Here is a 17,396-nt window from a genome sequence, read left to right as displayed (position 1 = left end):
TTACGCCTCCAAGTGCTTGTTCAGGGATTCAACTTTCTGCTGCAGCATGTTCTCGTAGCCGGGACGGATATCCGCCTTCACCACCAACGACACGCGCGGGGAGACCTCCTCCACCGCCTGCGTGGCGCGCTTGATCACGTCCATGACCTCGTCCCACTCCCCCTCGATGGTGGTGAACATCGCCGTGGTCTCGTGCGGCAGGCCCGACTCGCGGACCACCTTCACCGCCCTTGCGACAACGTCGGACATTTCCGCGTTGGAGTTGTTGGTCATAGTCGGTGCCACAGAAAACGCTGCAATCATGCGGCCAATACTAGCGCCGCTGCCAGCAGTGCTTGTGCCAGTGCCGCCGGTCGTCCGCACCCCGGCCCGTATCGCGCGGCCACGCAACCACATGCGCCACCCCGGGCGGGATGTTCTGGTTGCAGCCCGGGCAGATGTAGTACTTCGTCGCGGCAGCCGACCCAATCTGGCGGACCTTGAAAATCTCCCCGTTGGTCCAGCCCGGCCCCTCCATCTCCTGCGTGCCGATAAACGTGGAGCCGTCTTTAGGTAGCACGTATCGCGGCGCCTGGCTCCGGCGACGATTCCTGCGCGGCATCAGAACAGGCGCAGCTCCGCGGACTCAATGCCGCGCAGCTCGTCGTAATCCAGGGTCACGCACTCGAAGCCGCGGTCGCCCGCGAGTGTGCGCGCCTGCGGCTTGATCTCCTGGGCGGCGAACACGCCGCGCACCGGGCGCAGCAGCTCGTCACGGTTGAGCAGCTCCACGTAGCGGCTGAGCTGCTCCACGCCGTCGATGCCGCCGCGGCGCTTCACCTCCACCGCCAGCGTGCCCCCTTGAGGGTCTCGCGCCAGGATGTCCACCGGCCCGATCGCTGTCGGGTACTCGCGGCGCACCAGGGTCACCCCGTCTCCGAGCATGGTGATGTGCTCCGCCAAAAGCTCCTGCAGGTGCGACTCCACGCCGTCCTTGACCAGGCCGGGGTCCTGGCCGAGCTCCTTCGTCTCATCCAGCAGCACCTCGGAGACGGTGATGCGCAGCTGCTCCCCCTTCGGATTCTCCACGATCCACAACTCTTCGCCGGTATCTTCGCCGTCCACGTCCACCACCTGCTCCACGCGCGTGGTACACGGCGGCGTCATCCAGTTCAGCGGCTTGTAGGCGCGGTCGTCCGCGTGGATCGACACCGACCCGTCCGCCTTGACCAAGATCAGGCGCATCGCCTCCGGCAGGTGCGCATCCAGGCGACCGACGTAATCCACAGAGCAACGGGCTATGACAAGACGCATGCCTGTCAGGGTACAGCCGGGCTTAGCGCTCGTTTGCATTGCGCTGCGCCGACTCGCGCTGCGCGCGTTGGGCCAGCGAATGCACGTCGATACGCTCCTTGCGCACATCCGGAGCCGCCTCCACCCACGACACCAGCCCCATCTCCGTGTGGCGGTCAGCCGCGAACTCGAAGTCCCCCTGGGGGCCGGTAAAGCGAAGGACGTGACCGATCTCGGGCATGAACTCACGTTCACCCTCGGTCACGTCCCTGAAGCCCTCGAATTCCACCCCGCGGCGATCCAGCTCCACATCATGGTGAAACGTGAGAGATCGCAGCTTGAAAAACAGCAGCCGCTCCCCGTCGTAGCGCAGCACGCCGTGGCGCCAGCCGTGGATGCCCTGCGCCGGCAGCTCGCGCATCATGGCCCGGGCGCCGGAGTTGCGCACCATAGCGAAGCGCCAGCCAGCAGCCGCGGCGAGAACAACCAGGACAAGCGCTGCAATTACTGCTACGACCATCATCCCGGCCCAACCTCCTCGACCACGCTGGATAGACATTTGCCAGTGATCATATCGCACAAATGCGAAACACCCCCTCCCGGTTTCCCGGGAAGGGGTGCATTCGTGGCGGTCGGCGTCTATGCCTTCCAGACCAGTTACTGGTTCAAGCGGCGAACCGCGGCGAGCTCCGCCTCGGAGCGAGCCTTGACAACGCGATCTTCGTCGTGGAGGTGCGACTCCGCGTCGGCGGTGTCGACCTCGGAGGCGAAAACGGCGTAGTCGGCCAGGATGGTCACCTTCTCGCCCACAACGGACAGGAAGCCACCCTGAACGGCGGCGACGATGCGCTCGCCGTCGGTCGGGCGGATGGTCACCACACCGTTGTCCTTGAGCTGGCCAAGGAGCGGCTCGTGGCCAGGAAGGATGCCGATCTCACCCTCCGTGGTCTGGGCGGTGACAATGCTTGCCTGGCCTTTCCAGAGCATGCGGTCAACCGCGACCAGTTGAGCGGTAAGTTCAGCCATGTTCTACCCTCCTACGCCTGCAGCTTCTTGTACGCAGCCTCGACGTCGTCCAGACCGCCAAGACCGTTGAAGGCCTGCTCCGGGTAGTGGTCGAACTCGCCCTCGCAGATACGGTCGAACGCGTCGATCGTCTCCTCGAGTGGGACGTAGGAGCCCTCGTCGCCGGTGAACTTCTTCGCAACGAAGAAGTTCTGGCCCAGGAAGCGCTGGAGCTTACGTGCGCGCTGCACGGTGATCTTGTCTTCCTCGGACAGCTCGTCCATACCAAGAATGGCGATGATGTCCTGCAGCTCCTTGTTCTTCTGCAGAATACCGATCACCCGCTGAGCGACCGCGTAGTGGCGCTCGCCGACGATGCCCGGCTCGAGAATACGGGACGTGGAGGTCAGCGGATCCACGGCCGGGTAGATGCCCTTCGACGCGATCGAACGGGAAAGCTCGGTGGTCGCATCGAGGTGGGCGAAGGTGGTGGCCGGAGCCGGGTCGGTGTAGTCGTCCGCCGGCACGTACACGGCCTGCAGCGACGTAATCGAACGGCCCTTGGTCGAGGTAATGCGCTCCTGGAGCACACCCATCTCGTCGGCCAGGGTCGGCTGGTAACCCACGGCGGAAGGCATGCGGCCCAAAAGGGTCGACACCTCGGAGCCCGCCTGGGTGAAGCGGAAGATGTTGTCGATGAACAGCAGCACGTCCTGGTTCTGCACATCGCGGAAGTACTCCGCCATGGTCAGGCCGGACAGGGCCACGCGCATACGGACCCCCGGCGGCTCATCCATCTGGCCGAAGACAAGCGCGGTGTCCTGCAGCACGCCCATGTCCTCCATCTCGAGGAACAGGTCGGTGCCCTCACGGGTGCGCTCGCCCACGCCGGCGAAGACCGAGGTACCGGAGAACTCGCGTGCAATACGCGTAATCATCTCCTGGATCAGCACGGTCTTGCCCACGCCAGCGCCGCCGAACAGGCCGATCTTGCCGCCCTTGACGTACGGGGTGAGCAGGTCGATGACCTTAATACCGGTCTCCAGGATCTCGGTCTTACCCTCGAGGTCCTTGAATGCCGGCGGCTCGCGGTGGATGCCCCAGCGTTCGCCAGTCTCGCCTACCGACGGGTCGTCCAGGCACTGGCCGAGTGCGTTGAACACGTGGCCCTTCACCTGGTCGCCCACCGGCACGGAGATCGGGTTGCCGGAGTCCGCCACCTTGGCGCCGCGGACAAGTCCGTCGGTCGGCGCCATGGCAATGGTGCGCACGAGGTTGTCGCCCAAGAACTGGGCAACCTCGAGCACGATTGTGCGGGACATTTCGCCGAGGTCGATGTCGACCTCGAGCGCGTTGTACAGAGCGGGCAGCTCGCCACGCGGGAACTCCACGTCGACGACTGCGCCAATGACGCGAACGACACGGCCGTTCTCAGAACCGCGCGGGTTCTGAGTGTTTTCGACCTGAGCCGGTGCGGTGTCGGTCTCAGAAGCCGCACCCGCCAGCTCGTCGTTGCGCTCATCAAAAGAGTGAGCAGTAGTCATGATTTAGTCACTTTCTCCACTACCGGACAGCGCGCCAGCGCCGCCGATAATCTCGGTGATTTCCTGGGTGATCTTTGCCTGACGGGCTTGGTTAGCTTCACGGGACAGGTCGTTAGCCAGCTCCGTAGCGTTATCCGTCGCGTTCTTCATAGCCGTACGGCGCGATGCCGACTCCGCTGCAGCGGACTCCAGGAAGATCGAGTAGAGCAACCTAGAGACATACACCGGAAGCAGTTCTTCCATCAGCGTGTCAGCGTCGGGTTCGAAGTTCATGTCCGGACGCACATCGCCGGACGTAGTCAGCATGTCCTGCTGCTCGTACTTGAACTCCTCCAGCACCGGCTCAATCGGCAGAAGCTGGGTGACCCGCGCCTCCTGCGACAGCATGGAGACGAACTCGGTGTAGACAACATGCACGACATCGAAGCCGCGCACGGAACCACCTTCGGCACCGTCGACGCGCAGCGGCACCGAGCCTTCGGAGCCTGCCATGTAGCCGTCGATGATCTGGTGGCGCACGCCGTGGGTGTCTTCCCACGACGGCTGCTGCGAGAACCCGGTCCAAGAACCCTCAACGTCCATGTCGCGGAACCTGAAGTGCGTGACACCCTTGTTGCCGGTGACGTAGCGGACTACCTCGTACCCGGCATCGGTGAGCATGCGCTCCAGCTGCGCCGCCTTCTTCAGGACGTTGTGGTTGTAACCGCCGGCCATACCGCGGTCAGAGGTGACCACGAGGATTGCCGCGACCCGGCCGTTCTCACGCTCGTGGAGCATGGGGTGGGCCAGGGAGCTCGCGGACGCGAGGCGTTCCATGACGTCTTTCAGCTCGTCGGCGTACGGCTTAGCCGCCTCGACGCGCTGCTGGGCCTTGGTGATCTGCGCGGTGGCGATCAGCTCCTGGGCCTTCGTGATCTTCTTCGTTGAGTTGACGGACCTGATGCGGTCGCGCAATTCGCGAAGCGTTGCCATGGTGTTTCCTCCCTTCCTTTAAGTAGTAGTCCTAGTCGCGTTTCACGCGGTCTAGGAGCGGCTGACGTTGAGCTGGTTCTTGGCCACCTGCTTGGAGTCGAGCGGCTCTGCCTCGGCCTCGCGGACGATGCGCTCGCCGGAGGAAGCCTGGAAGTTGCGCTCCAGGTCCTCGTTGACGCGCAGGATCGCGGCCTTCGAGTCGTCGTCAAGCTGCTTGCCGCCCGCAATCTGGTCGTAGACCTGCGGAGCGTTGGCGCGGATGGCCTCGTGCAGCTCTGCCTCGTAGCGGCGGACGTCCTCGACGGGAACGACGTCGAAAACGCCCTCGTTTGCGGACCAGATCGAGATGATCTGGTACTCAACGGGCTGCGGCGCGTGCTCGGACTGCTTCAGCAGCTCCACCAGACGCTGGCCACGCTCGAGCTGCTTCTTGGAAGCGGCGTCGAGGTCGGACGCGAAGGCCGCGAAGGCCTCCAGGTCGCGGTATGCGGCGAGGTCCAGACGGAGGTTACCGGCAACCTTCTTCATGCCCTTGGTCTGTGCGGCGCCACCGACACGGGACACGGAAATGCCCACGTCGATAGCCGGGCGCACGCCCTGGTTGAAGAGGTCGGACTGCAGGAAGACCTGGCCGTCGGTAATCGAGATGACGTTGGTCGGGATGAAGGCGCCCACGTCGTTCGCCTTCGTCTCGATGATCGGCAGCGCGGTCAGGGAGCCTGCGCCGAGCTCATCGTTGAGCTTGGCGGCACGCTCCAGCAGACGGGAGTGCAGGTAGAACACGTCACCCGGGTATGCCTCGCGGCCCGGCGGGCGGCGCAGCAGCAGGGAGATCGCACGGTAGGCCTCAGCCTGCTTGGTCAGGTCATCGTAGATCACCAGGACGTGCTTGCCCTGGTACATCCAGTGCTGGCCCAGGGCCGCACCGGAGAACGGTGCCAGCCACTTGAAGCCAGCGGAGTCGGATGCCGGAGCCGCCACGATAGTGGTGTACTCCAGCGCACCGGCCTCCTCCAAAGTCTGGCGCACACCAGCAATGGTGGAGCCCTTCTGGCCGACGGCGACGTAAATGCAGCGCACCTGCTTCGACGGGTCACCGGTCTCCCAGAACTCTTTCTGGTTGAGGATGGTGTCGATGCAGACCGCGGTCTTGCCGGTCTTGCGGTCGCCAATGATGAGCTGGCGCTGGCCACGGCCGATCGGGGTCATGGCGTCGATCGCCTTCATGCCGGTCTGCAGCGGCTCCTCGACCGGCTGGCGGTCGAGAACGCCTGCGGCCTGGAGCTCCAGGGCGCGCTCTTCGTTGGACTCGATGGGGCCCAGGCCGTCAATCGGCTGGCCCAGGGGGTTGATCACGCGGCCGAGGAAGTTCTCGCCGACCGGGATCGAGAGAACCTCGCCCGTCCGCTTGACTTCGTCGCCCTCGGAAAGGGTCTCAAAATTACCCAGCACCACGACACCGATGGAGTCGGTCTCGAGGTTCTGTGCGACGCCAATGACGCCGTTCGGGAACTCGAGCAGCTCATTCGTCATGCAACCTGGCAGCCCGGAAACCTGGGCAATACCATCTGCAGCCGAAGTCACCACGCCGACCTCCTCACGGGAGGCCTCCGCGGAGTAGCTCGAGGTGTAGTTCGCTATCGCGCTACGGATCTCATCGGAGGAGATCGTCAGCTCCGCCATGTTCTTCCTGCTCTCGGTAGTTTCTTCCAGCATGTTGTTTTCTATTTGGTCGCCTGGGCCGCCATGTCGGTGCGCAGGCGGGTGATCTTCCCGCGCGTCGAACCGTCGATGACCTCATCGCCCACACGGACAACCATTCCGCCGAGGAGGCTGGGGTCAACCTCAGAGTGGATGGCCATCTCGCGACCGTAAATCTGCTCCAGCTTGCGGGCCAGTGCATCGCGCTGGGTGTCACTGAGTGCCTCAGCGGCCTTCACGCGTGCGACAGCCTTGCCACGCAGCTCCGCAACGCCCGCGGCCAGCTCGGCCAAGTCGTCGACGGGGTTGTGGTGGGGGCGGCCGATAACCTGCAATGCCAGTGCCTCGGTGAACATCGTCACCTTGCCGTAAATCACGCTAGCCAACAGTCCGCGCTTCTGCGCCGGGGTTGCGGTGCGGTCGGAGAGCAGCTGGGTCAGCTCCTTCTCCCCCTCGAGCAGCGTGGAGAGCTGGTACAGCTCGTTTTCCACCTGCTCCAGCTGGCCCTGTTCCTTGGCACCCAGCTCCAGCGCGCGACGGCCGAGGTTGATCAGACCGGCGCGGAACTCGCGCGGGGTCGACCACTCCTGCTGCGCCGCAGCGGTGAGGATGTTCAAGGTGGGCTCCGCAACCTTATTGCCGAAGACGTCGCGGATGATGCCCTCGCGCTGCGAGGACTCAAGCGACGTGTCGGCCACGGCGATACGCAGCGCGCGCTCGGTGTCGAGCTGGTCCACGGTGAGGAACAGCTCAGTACCGATCTGCGCAGCCACGGCGACGGAATTGTCGGCGTTCCGGACCAGCTCATCGAGCGTGTCCGTAACGTGCGACTGTGCTTCGCGACTAGCTGCCTTCATCTCGCCTACTTCCTCGTCGACACGCGGTCGAGCTCGCTCAGGAACTCGTCGATCGTGTTCGAGCGGCGGGTCGAATCCGACAGCTCGGTGCCCAGCAGACGCTCAGCCAGCGAGATGGAGTTCTGGCCCATCTCGTTGCGCAGCTCAGCGACAACCTGCTCGCGGGAAGCCTGAAGCTGCTTCTCACCGGACTCGATGATGCGGCGGGCCTCTTCCTCGGCGCGGGCACGGGACTCAGCCTCGATTTCCTTGCCGCGGGCGCGGGCGGCTTCACGGATCTCAGCGGCCTCGTGGCGCGCCTCCGCAAGCTCGGCGTTGTTCTTCTCCAGGGCAGCCTTAGCTTCCTTTTGGGCGACCTCAGCACGCTCGATGCCACCCTTGATTCGGTCTTCGCGCTCCGCCAGCACTTCCTGGAACTTCGGAATGACGTACTTCGCAAAAAGTAGGCCGACGATGATGAAAACGACAAGAGACCAAACCACGTCGTAGGCGGCCGGCAGAAGAATGGAAGGTTCATTCTCCAGCGGCAGCTTCTCGCTGCCCTCTGCGGCAGCGAGGAATGCAGTGACGTTAGTCATTGGTTGCTCCTGATCTAAAAAATGTACGGGTTACTCGTTCGTGTTTTTAGAACAGGAAGCCGGCGACGAGGCCGATCAGGGCAAGCGCCTCAACGAAGGCGATACCCAGGAACATGGTGGTGCGCAGCTGGCCAGCCATCTCCGGCTGGCGAGCCATGCCCTCGACGGTCTTGCCGACGAGCATGCCGATGCCGATGCCCGGGCCGATGGTTGCGAGGCCGTAGCCGATGGTGCCGAGACCCTCGTAGCGGTTCACGGTCTCCGCTGCCTGAGCAAGAATGATGTCGTTCATGTGAAAGTCGTTCCCTTTCTAGGTGCCCTCCCGCGGGGTGCGGGTGAGCGAGTGACAGATGGTGGGGTTATTCAGTTGGCCGTGTGGTCGCGCTTTGTTAGTGCGCATCCGCGTGCAGCGACAGCTCGATGTACACCGCAGTCAGCAGGGCGAAGATGTACGCCTGCAGGAAGATGATGATCAACTCGTATGCGGTGAACAGCAGCGCTGCGATGAGGGTCAGGCCACTCACTGCCGTCCATGCGTTCAGCTGCCAGAAGAAGAAGTTCGTGGCGGAGTACAGCAGGACGAGAATGATGTGGCCAGCCAGGAAGTTCGCCATAAGACGAAGCGCCAGGGTGACCGGACGCAGAATAAACGTCGAGAAGAACTCGATCGGCACCACCAGGAGGTGGAGCAGCGGCGGAAGGCCGGGGATCACGGTCGAGTGCTTGAAGTATGCGATGCCGTAGCGCTTCACGCCGGCGTAGATCATCGCAATGTAGGCCGCAACCGCCATGACGATCGGCATGCCGATACGCGCGTTAGGCGAGATGTTCAGCCCCGGGATGATCGTTGCGACGTTCATGAACAGCGTGGTGAAGAAGATGGTGCACAGCAGCGGCAGGAAGCGCTTGCCGTCCTTCTTCCCCAGCGTGTCCTCCGCGATGTGCACGCGGACGAAATCGACACCGATCTCGGCGACATTCTGCAGGCCCTTGGGAACCAGCTTCGGGTTCCGGAAGGCAATAACAAAGAGGAGCACCAAAATCGCCGCCATGAAGAGGCGGACGAGCATGATGCGATCGAGTGCGAACCACCCATTAGCGAAGTCTTCGCCAATGAGCTGGCCGTACGTCTGCCCCGGGAAAAATTCTGGACCAAGCGAAGGTGCGTGGAATTCACCCTTCATGGCCAAAGTTGTAACGCTCAGCGTTCTCTCCCGTTCTCGGGCCGCGCTCCGATGCACTCGGTGCGCGGTGCGATGGACGTCTTCAACAAAGACTGCCTCCGCGGCGGACTCCGTCGCACATCTGCTTCCGCGGGGGCAGGGGATGTCGTTCTTGCGCCGGTTTCCCCTGCTTACGAGGGTTGATATCGACTCGGAACAAACCCAGCGGTAATCCTAACAGGCCATCCACGCAAAGTAGGTTTTACCTGTGCAGTTATCCCCCCAACTCGCCACCCCAGCCCCCCAAAACCAGCAACTACCCAGCTACGACGCGTTTTCGCGTAGTTGTTAGGTCTGTCACAGGTTGCTTCTACCCCTAGTCCAGGTAGGTGGTGCGGGTGGTGATCGTGCCCCATGCTTCGGCAGCCAGCGCAACCACGAGGGCCGCGATCGTCGTAAAGCCGAATGCCTTGTGGTCGTAGAAATCGTAGCCGCGGATCCACAGCAAAAACAGCACAAGCACGCCCATCTTGAGCAGCCAGCCGCCGAGCACGACCGCCATGGTTGTGTTCGGCGACGAGTTCGATGTCGCGAGCACGCTGACGGCGGTCAGCAATACGAAGCCGCCGCCGACAGCCACGCCCATCAATACGGCCCAGATGCCGGGCAGTTCACGGGCGGCGCCCCACGCCATCAGCGAGACGATTGCGAGCACCACAAGCGCCCAGCCAGCGACCTTCAGCGCCCGCACGAGCGGGCGGCGGTGGTCAGACATCACGTTTGCGTCGTTGACTTCAAGCGGTTTCACGCTGGCTCATCCTACCTGCCGGACCGATTTTCCCCTTGGCCAAGGGCACCAGCGTGAGCAAGAACGCAACCAGAAGCGCAGCCACGCTCAGCGACGCCGCGATCTTAAACGGCACCACGGAGAAGCTCACCGCCCCGAACGCGACGGCGGAGACCCACATGTAGAGCACCAGCACGGTGCGGCGGTGCGTGTGCCCGAGCCGCAGTAGGCGGTGGTGGATGTGCCCGGCGTCCGCAGCAAACGGGCTCTGCCCCCTCGCCGTGCGGCGGATCACCGCCCACACCAGGTCAAGTACCGGCAGCGCGATCGCCGCCAACACCACGATAATGGGGCTGACCAGCGCCACCAGGTCCGCCGCACCGTACAGCGACATGTTGATCTTGCCGGACGCGGAGATCGACGCCGCGGCGAGCAGCAGTCCAATCAGCATCGCTCCGGAGTCGCCCATGAAGATGCGCGCTGGTTCGAAGTTGTGGGGCAAAAATCCCGCGCAGATGCCCACCAGGATGGCGCAGATGATCGCCGGCGGGTAGGCGGAGACCGCGCCGCCCTGGTCGTGCAGCACCGCCAGCGAGTAGATCAGGATCGCAGAACCCGCGATCATGCCCAGCCCGGCAGCGAGCCCGTCGATGCCGTCGACAAAATTCACGGCGTTGATGAGCAGCACCGTAAACAGCGCGCTCAAGACCATGCCCTGGACTTGATCCAGGATGAGCGTGGTGCCCTCCCCGAACGGCACATAAAACACGGTGAAAACAATGCCCAGCGCCGTCATGATGATCGCGGCCGCGAACTGGCCGATCAGCTTGGTCAGCGCGCGCAGCTCGTACAAGTCGTCCACCACGCCGACCAACACGATGGCGAGCCCACCCACCAGCACCGCAGTCATCTCCGGCGTGACGGGCGCGAAGCCGCGGGTCAGCGCCGGCAGCTGCTGCGCGAGCGCGTAGGCCGCCAAGAACCCGGTGAACATCGCCAGTCCGCCTAACGACGGCGTCGGCTGCGTGTGCACGTCGCGCTGGCGGATCTCCGCCACCCTGCCTGTGCGCACGAGCATGGAACGCACCGGCCCTGTGGCCAGGTACGTGATTGCGGCCGCCACGAGCAGGACAAGGCCCAGCTCACGCAGCGGAACACCGGAGGCGTTCATCGGCGGCTACTTCCTCCGCAAGCTCTCCGGGTCAAGCCCTAAGACTTCACCGATGCGCTCTGCGGAGATCGCCCCCTCGCGCAGGATCCGCGGCGCAGGGCCGGACAGGTCGATGATCGTGGACGGCTCCCCAATGTCCGCGGTCCCGCCGTCGAGGTAAATCGGCACCGCGTCGCCGAACTGCTGTCGCGCCTCGGTGGCGGTGGTCGCTGGCGGGTTGCCGGAGATGTTCGCGGACGAGACCGCCATCGGCCCGGTTTCCTGCAGAAGCTCGAGCGCCAGCGGCTGGTTCGGCATGCGCAACAGCACGGTGCCGCGCGTGTCGCCGAGGTTCCACGGCAGGCTTGGCGCCTCAGGCACCACGATGGACAGTCCGCCTGGCCAAAACGCCTCCACCAGGGTTTTCGCGGTTTCGGTGAACTCGCGCACGAGCCCCTGGATGGTCACCCAGGAGCCCACGAGCACCGGTACAGGCATGTCCGGCCCGCGCCGTTTGGTGGCCAGCAGCGTGTCCACGGCGTCGTTGTTGAAGGCGTCGCAGCCGATGCCGTAGACGGTGTCCGTCGGCAGCACGACACAGCGGCCGGCCCGGACGGCGTCGGCGGCCGCGCGCACACCTTCGATGCGCTTTTGCGGGTCGAGGCAGTCGTACGTTTCCCTCAAAGTTCGCTCCTTGGCCGTCGGGCAGTTACCGGGCTAGCTTACTCGCCGTGACAAACCGGGCCCGCCCAGTCATATCTTTCAGCGCCCGCACGTCCGCGAAACCGCCGGCGCGCAGCTCATCCTGCACGGCTTCGGAGGTGGTGTCGTCGTGCTCAATGCCCACCGCTCCCCCATCTTTGAGCATTTGCTTGACGACGGGCACGAGTCCGCGAATCGCCGCCATCCCGTCAGCCCCCGAAAACACTGCCTCGTGGGGGTCCGCGTAGACCTCGTCCTGCAGTTCCGGCGTCTCCGGCACGTACGGCGGGTTGGACACCACCACGTCCGCGCGGACTCCGGTGAGCAGCCCCGGGTCGGTCATGTCTCCCGCCACCACGTTGACCTGGGGCGCGAGCGCGTCCACGTTGCGCTGCAGATACTCGCGTGCTGTTCCGGATTGTTCCACCGCGTACACCGTCGCATCCGGCCTGGCGCGGGCGACCGCGATGGCTAGCGCTCCGGTGCCGGAGCCGAGGTCGACGACGGTGGGGGCCGAAGGTGCGTCGATAAGCTTGTGCACCGCCCACTCCGCGAGGACCTCTGTTTCGGGCCTCGGGATGAACACGCCGGGGCCGACGGCGAGGTCGACGCCGAAAAACGGCGCGGTGCCAACGATGTGCTGCACCGGCTCACGTGCGGCGCGGCGGGCGACGAGCTCGGTGTAGCGTTCGTCGAAGTCAGCTGTGACATCGGCGAACATGAGCTGCATTGGCGCAACGCCAAGCACGTGCGCGGCGAGCAGGCGCGCGTCCACCTCCGGGGAATCGACGCCCGCCTCGCGCAGCGTGTTTGTGGCGCTCGCGAGGTGGGAGCGAACGCTACTCCGCTTCAAGACGCTCCTGGCGCTCGTGCGTCTGCAGCGCCGTGATCAGGTCATCCATGTTGCCGTCGAGCACCGAATCCAGGTTGTTGGACTTGTAGTTGATGCGGTGGTCCGAAATGCGGTTCTCCGGCCAGTTGTAGGTGCGGATGCGCTCGGAGCGGTCCATGGTGCGCACCTGGGATGCGCGGCCCTCGGCCTCCTCGGCTTCCTGCTTCTCACGCTCCAGCTGGTCCAAACGAGCCTGCAGCACCTGCATGGCGCGGGCGCGGTTCTGGATCTGGGAACGTTCGTTCTGGCAGGTCACCACGATGCCGGTGGGCAGGTGGGTGATGCGCACAGCCGAGTCGGTGGTGTTCACGCCCTGGCCGCCCTTGCCGGAGGAGCGGTACACGTCGACGCGGATGTCCTTGTCGTCGATGTTGACGCTTTCAATCTCGTCGGCCTCCGGGAAGACGTACACACCCGCGGCGGAGGTCTGGATGCGGCCCTGGGACTCCGTGACGGGCACGCGCTGCACGCGGTGCACTCCGCCCTCGAACTTCAGCTTGGACCAGGCGCCGTCGCGAGACGGGTTCTTGGATTTGACCGCGACGGTCATGTCCTTCACGCCGCCCAGGTCGGACTCTGCAACGTCCAGCACCTCCCAGGTCAGGGCATGCTTCTCGCAGTACTTCTGGTACATGCGCGCAAGGTCGCCGGCGAACAGCGCGGCTTCCTCGCCGCCGGCGCCGGCCTTGAGCTCCATGATGATGTCGTCGCCGTCGTGCTCGTCGCGCGGGGCGAGCAGGTCAGCCAGCTCCTCCTCCAGGCGGACAATCTCGCCCTCAAGGCGCTTGGCCTCGTCTGCGAACTCCTTGTCCTCGGCTGCCATCTCGGCCGCGGCCTCGTGGTCCTCCTGCGCCTGGGTCAGGTCGTTGTAGACGTTGATGATCGGCTGCAGCTCCGCGTAGCGCTTGGACAGCTTGCGGAACTGGTCCTGGTTGCCCGCAACCTCTGGGTCGCCCATCTGGGCCTGGATGCCCTGGTATTCGGCCACGTAATCGTCGACAAGCGAAACCTGCGTCTTGTCTGCCATTAGGAGTAGTCCTCCTCGTCGTTTTCCGTCTGCGCCATCGGTGCAGAGTTGGCCACGCCGATGAGGAACTCGCCGTTGGTCTTCGTCTTCTTCAGCTGCTTGATCAGCATGTCGATGGACTGCTGCGGATCCAGCGCAGAGAGGATGCGGCGCAGCTTGTGCATCACGCGCGCCTCCTCCGGGCTCATCAGCAGCTCGTCCTTGCGGGTGCCGGACGGGTTGACGTCCACAGCCGGGAACACGCGGCGCTCCGCGATCTTGCGGTCCAGCTTCAACTCCGCGTTGCCGGTGCCCTTGAACTCCTCGAAAATCACGGTGTCGCCAGCAGAGCCGGTCTCCACCATCGCGGTGGCGATAATCGTCAGCGAGCCGCCCTCCTCGATGTTGCGGGCGGCGCCCAGGAAACGCTTCGGCGGGTACAGCGCGTTGGAGTCCACACCACCGGAGAGGATGCGGCCGGACGCCGGGGAGGAGTTGTTGTAGGCGCGGCCCAGGCGGGTGATGGAATCCAGCAGGACCACCACGTCCTGGCCCATCTCCACCAGGCGCTTCGCGCGCTCGATGGCAAGCTCGGCCACAGCGGTGTGCTCTGACGGCGGACGGTCAAACGTGGAGGCAATGACCTCGCCGTTGACGCTGCGCTGCATGTCCGTGACTTCCTCCGGACGCTCGTCCACCAGCACCACCATGAGGTAGCACTCCGGGTTGTTGGTGGCGATCGCGTTGGCGATGTTCTGCAGGATCGTCGTCTTACCCGCCTTCGGCGGGGAGACGATCAGCGCGCGCTGGCCCTTACCAATCGGCATGACCAAGTCGATCACGCGGGTGGTGAGGATCTTCGGCTCAGTTTCCAGGCGCAGACGGCGGTTCGGGTACAGCGGGGTGAGCTTGTGGAACTCCTTGCGGCCCTTCGCCGCCTCCGTGGTCTGGCCGTTGATGGAATCCACGCGCACAACCTGATTGTAGCTGCGGCGGTTACGGCCGTTGCCCTGCGAGTGGGACTGCCCGTTCGCGCGAACCTGGCCCGTCACCGCGTCACCGGAGCGCAAGCCCGACTGGCGCACGAGCTTCTGCGGCACATAGACGTCCGCGTTGGACTGGCGGTAGCCGGTGGTCCGGATAAACGCGGAGCCGTTGTCCTGCACGTCCGCGATACCCGCGACCTCCTGGAGGTCCTCCGGGTTGAAATTCTGGTTGTCGTTGTTGTTTCCGTTGTTGTTGCCGCCACCGTTGTTGTGGTCCCGGTTGCGGTTACGGTTGCGGCGCCCGCGACGGCCGCGGCGTCCCCCGCCGTGGTGGTCGTCGTTGTTGCCGCCGTGGTTGCCGTGGTTGTTGCGGCCGCCCCGGTCGTTGCCACGGTCATTGTTGTTGTGGTTGTCGCGGTTCTGCTCGTCGCCGCCGTTGTTGTTGTCCCGGTTGTCCTGGTTGTCCTGGTTGTCACCGCCCTGCTGCTCGTCATGCTGCGAGCGCGCGCGGTTGCGGCGGGCGCGACGGGCTGCGGAGCGCGATGCCCCGCGGGACTCCTCGTCGTCGTTAGGCTGCTGCTTCTCAGCTGGCTCAGCCTTCTCCGGCTTCTCAGCCTTCTCCGCCTTCTCCGGCGCAGGCTGTTCAGCGGCGGCCTTGCGTGGCACCTGCCCGGTGACGATGGCCTGGATGAGTTCCCCCTTGCGGAGCCCAGAGATCCCCTTGAGTCCCTTCTCGGCGGCGAGCTTGCGCAGCTCCGGAAGCTTCATTGCGGCGAGGTCGGCCGCGGTGCCGGTTTCGGTCACGTGTGTCCTTTCGTCGCTAAACCAGCTGCTTAATCGCGCAGATATTCGCGTTTGCATGCACCGGTAGCGGTCGTGTGCGGTCTTACGGATCCCGCGGGCCCGGGGCAACGTTCCTCCCGGTTGCGCCGCCAGCACCCTCAACCGGAGATGTTCCGGGACGGGTGCAATTCGCACGATCCACGCAAAAGTGTAGCGCATGGAAGGCCTTGCGTTAATCAGGCCCGCGCTAACATGGCCTGCATGCTTTCAACGATGCAGGAGGTGCCGTTCTCCGTCGCCAGGATTTTGGAGTTCGGCATCACCGCCCACGCCAACACGAAGTGCACGACGTGGCGCGCATCCGGCGCGGAGGAAACCACGTTCGCCGAGATCGGCGCGCGCGCCGCGGCCTTTGCGCATGCTCTGCACAACGACCTGGGCATCGACGGCGATCAGCGCGTGTCCACGTTGCTGTACAACTGCGCGGAGCACATCGAGGTGATGTTCGCCGTCGCCGCGAAGGGCGCGGTGTTCAATCCTCTAAACGTGCAGCTCATGGCGGATCAGATCGCGTACGTTGTCAACCACTCCGAGTCCGAAGTCGTGGTCGCGGACCCGCGGCTGGCTAAGAAATTGGGCACAATTTTGCAGGACTGCCCGAGCGTGCGCGCGGTGGCGTTTACGGGCATCGAACCGCTTGACGACGCAGCTTCGCACCTCCCCGACGCAGTCAAGGTATACAGCTACGAGCAGCTTCTCGACGGCCGACCGACGTCCTACCCATGGCCCGAACTGCCGGAGAACACCGCCGCGGCGCTGGTGTACTCCACCGCCACCACCGGCGCACCGAAGGGCGTGGCCTATTCGCACCGCTCCCTGTGGCTGGAGGCGACGGGCCTGCGCGCCACCGACTCGTTGGCCGTGACCCACGGCGAGACGTTTTTGTGCTGCATCCCCATCTACCACGTGCTCAGCTGGGGCGTGCCGCTCGCCGCGTTTTTGGCCGGCACGCCGCTGGTGCTGCCGGATTCGGACATGTCCGCCCCCACCTTGGCCAAGCTCATCGCGGGCACCCACCCGCGCGTCGCCCACGGGGTGCCCACCCTGTGGATCCAGCTGATGGTGCACTACCTGCACAACCCGCCCGAGCGCATGAGCCTCCAGGAGATCTTCGTCGGCGGCTCGCCGGCCCCGCCCGCCCTGATCAAGGTGTGGGAGGAGCGCTACGGCGTCGACGTGGTGCACGTGTGGGGTATGACGGAGACTTCCACCGTGGGTACCGTCGCCAGGCCGCCGTCCGGTGCCTCCGGTGAGGCCCGCTGGGCCTACCGCATCTCCCAGGGCCGCTTCGCCCCCACCCTGCAATACCGCGTGGTCAACGACGGCCAGGTCATGGCCCCCACCGACCTCACCCAGGGCGAGATTCAAGTGCGGGGCAACATGGTCGCCTCCAGCTACTACCACTCGCCCACCCAGGAGCCCGGCGAGATCGCCTCGCGCTTCCGCGGCGAAGACGTCGATGACGTGCGCGATCACTTCACCGCCGACGGCTGGCTGCGCACCGGGGATGTGGGCACCGTAACCAATGCCGGCTTCCTCACGCTCTACGACCGCGCCCGCGACGTCATCCGCTCCGGCGGCGAGTGGATCTACTCCGCCCAGGTGGAAAACCTGATCATGGAGTCCGAAGAAGTCATCGAGTGCGCCGTCATCGGCATCCCCGACGACAAGTGGGGCGAGCGCCCCCTGGCGGTAACCAAACTGACCGCAGAGGTCGCGCCCACCGCAGAGACCGCCGCCCGCCTGCGTGCCAGGCTCGCCGACGTGCTGCCGAAGTGGATGGCGCCCGAATACTGGACGTTCGTCGACACCATCGACAAGACGTCCGTGGGCAAGTTCGACAAGAAGGACCTGCGCAAGCACCTCGCCAAAGACGAGTTCGACATCATCGCCTTGCCCGGCCCCGGCAGCCGGCCGAAGGCAACGTCGTAAAGCAAA

General features: G+C 64.7%; 19 protein-coding genes. 1 reads left to right on the top strand and 18 read right to left on the bottom strand.

What is annotated here, in order from left to right:
* From QP996_RS06260 to rho, 18 genes are all read right to left on the bottom strand, one after another.
* Positions 1-303, bottom strand: a complete 303-nt coding sequence (locus tag QP996_RS06260) for an MTH1187 family thiamine-binding protein (RefSeq protein ID WP_284871748.1) — start codon at positions 301-303, stop codon at positions 1-3.
* Positions 304-313: 10 nt separating this feature from the next.
* Positions 314-601, bottom strand: coding sequence for an Rv1322 family protein (locus QP996_RS06255; RefSeq protein ID WP_284871747.1), 288 nt, complete (start codon positions 599-601; stop codon positions 314-316).
* Positions 601-1,293, bottom strand: a complete 693-nt coding sequence (nucS, locus tag QP996_RS06250; protein WP_284871746.1) for an endonuclease NucS — start codon at positions 1,291-1,293, stop codon at positions 601-603. The genes QP996_RS06255 and nucS overlap by 1 nt, the downstream gene beginning before the upstream one ends.
* A gap of 22 nt (positions 1,294-1,315) precedes the next feature.
* On the bottom strand, positions 1,316-1,792 hold the full coding sequence (locus QP996_RS06245) for a DUF2550 domain-containing protein (RefSeq protein ID WP_284871745.1): 477 nt from the start codon (positions 1,790-1,792) through the stop codon (positions 1,316-1,318).
* Between the two features lie 137 nt (positions 1,793-1,929).
* On the bottom strand, positions 1,930-2,298 hold the full coding sequence (locus QP996_RS06240) for a F0F1 ATP synthase subunit epsilon (RefSeq protein WP_284871744.1): 369 nt from the start codon (positions 2,296-2,298) through the stop codon (positions 1,930-1,932).
* A gap of 11 nt (positions 2,299-2,309) precedes the next feature.
* Positions 2,310-3,821, bottom strand: a complete 1,512-nt coding sequence (gene atpD, locus QP996_RS06235; protein ID WP_284871743.1) for a F0F1 ATP synthase subunit beta — start codon at positions 3,819-3,821, stop codon at positions 2,310-2,312.
* Between the two features lie 3 nt (positions 3,822-3,824).
* The gene (locus QP996_RS06230; RefSeq protein ID WP_284871742.1) at positions 3,825-4,793 is read right to left on the bottom strand and encodes a F0F1 ATP synthase subunit gamma; all 969 of its coding nucleotides are present in this window, start codon (positions 4,791-4,793) and stop codon (positions 3,825-3,827) included.
* A 51-nt stretch (positions 4,794-4,844) separates the two neighbouring features.
* A complete protein-coding gene (gene atpA / locus QP996_RS06225; protein ID WP_284871741.1) occupies positions 4,845-6,509 on the bottom strand; it encodes a F0F1 ATP synthase subunit alpha in 1,665 nt (554 codons plus the stop codon).
* 8 nt (positions 6,510-6,517) lie between these two features.
* Positions 6,518-7,351: a F0F1 ATP synthase subunit delta gene (locus tag QP996_RS06220; protein WP_284871740.1), complete on the bottom strand. Its 834-nt coding sequence runs from the start codon at positions 7,349-7,351 to the stop codon at positions 6,518-6,520.
* A 5-nt stretch (positions 7,352-7,356) separates the two neighbouring features.
* Complete coding sequence (locus QP996_RS06215) at positions 7,357-7,929, bottom strand: F0F1 ATP synthase subunit B (protein WP_284871739.1); 573 nt, start codon at positions 7,927-7,929, stop codon at positions 7,357-7,359.
* Between the two features lie 46 nt (positions 7,930-7,975).
* Positions 7,976-8,221, bottom strand: coding sequence for an ATP synthase F0 subunit C (locus QP996_RS06210; protein ID WP_034999811.1), 246 nt, complete (start codon positions 8,219-8,221; stop codon positions 7,976-7,978).
* A 97-nt stretch (positions 8,222-8,318) separates the two neighbouring features.
* Positions 8,319-9,113: a F0F1 ATP synthase subunit A gene (gene atpB / locus QP996_RS06205; RefSeq protein ID WP_181888242.1), complete on the bottom strand. Its 795-nt coding sequence runs from the start codon at positions 9,111-9,113 to the stop codon at positions 8,319-8,321.
* Between the two features lie 355 nt (positions 9,114-9,468).
* Positions 9,469-9,867: a Cg1360 family ATP-synthase-associated protein gene (locus QP996_RS06200; RefSeq protein WP_284871891.1), complete on the bottom strand. Its 399-nt coding sequence runs from the start codon at positions 9,865-9,867 to the stop codon at positions 9,469-9,471.
* Between the two features lie 19 nt (positions 9,868-9,886).
* The gene (locus QP996_RS06195) at positions 9,887-11,050 is read right to left on the bottom strand and encodes an MraY family glycosyltransferase (protein WP_284871738.1); all 1,164 of its coding nucleotides are present in this window, start codon (positions 11,048-11,050) and stop codon (positions 9,887-9,889) included.
* Between the two features lie 6 nt (positions 11,051-11,056).
* Positions 11,057-11,713 carry an L-threonylcarbamoyladenylate synthase gene (locus QP996_RS06190; RefSeq protein ID WP_284871737.1) on the bottom strand — a complete coding sequence of 219 codons (657 nt, stop codon included), beginning with the start codon at positions 11,711-11,713 and terminating at the stop codon, positions 11,057-11,059.
* 25 nt (positions 11,714-11,738) lie between these two features.
* Entirely contained in the window at positions 11,739-12,584 is an 846-nt protein-coding gene (gene prmC, locus QP996_RS06185) for a peptide chain release factor N(5)-glutamine methyltransferase (protein WP_284871736.1), read from the bottom strand.
* Positions 12,571-13,650: a peptide chain release factor 1 gene (gene prfA, locus QP996_RS06180; RefSeq protein WP_284871735.1), complete on the bottom strand. Its 1,080-nt coding sequence runs from the start codon at positions 13,648-13,650 to the stop codon at positions 12,571-12,573. The genes prmC and prfA overlap by 14 nt, the downstream gene beginning before the upstream one ends.
* A complete protein-coding gene (rho, locus tag QP996_RS06175; RefSeq protein ID WP_284871734.1) occupies positions 13,650-15,419 on the bottom strand; it encodes a transcription termination factor Rho in 1,770 nt (589 codons plus the stop codon). The genes prfA and rho overlap by 1 nt, the downstream gene beginning before the upstream one ends.
* 240 nt (positions 15,420-15,659) lie before the next feature.
* Between rho and QP996_RS06170 the strand changes: the two genes are divergently transcribed.
* Positions 15,660-17,390 carry a long-chain fatty-acid--CoA ligase gene (locus tag QP996_RS06170; protein ID WP_284871733.1) on the top strand — a complete coding sequence of 577 codons (1,731 nt, stop codon included), beginning with the start codon at positions 15,660-15,662 and terminating at the stop codon, positions 17,388-17,390.
* Positions 17,391-17,396: the final 6 nt, after the last annotated feature.

The organism is Corynebacterium sp. MSK008 (genome assembly GCF_030232585.1).
GTDB lineage: Bacteria > Actinomycetota > Actinomycetes > Mycobacteriales > Mycobacteriaceae > Corynebacterium.
This window is presented reverse-complemented; position numbering and strand designations above follow the sequence as displayed.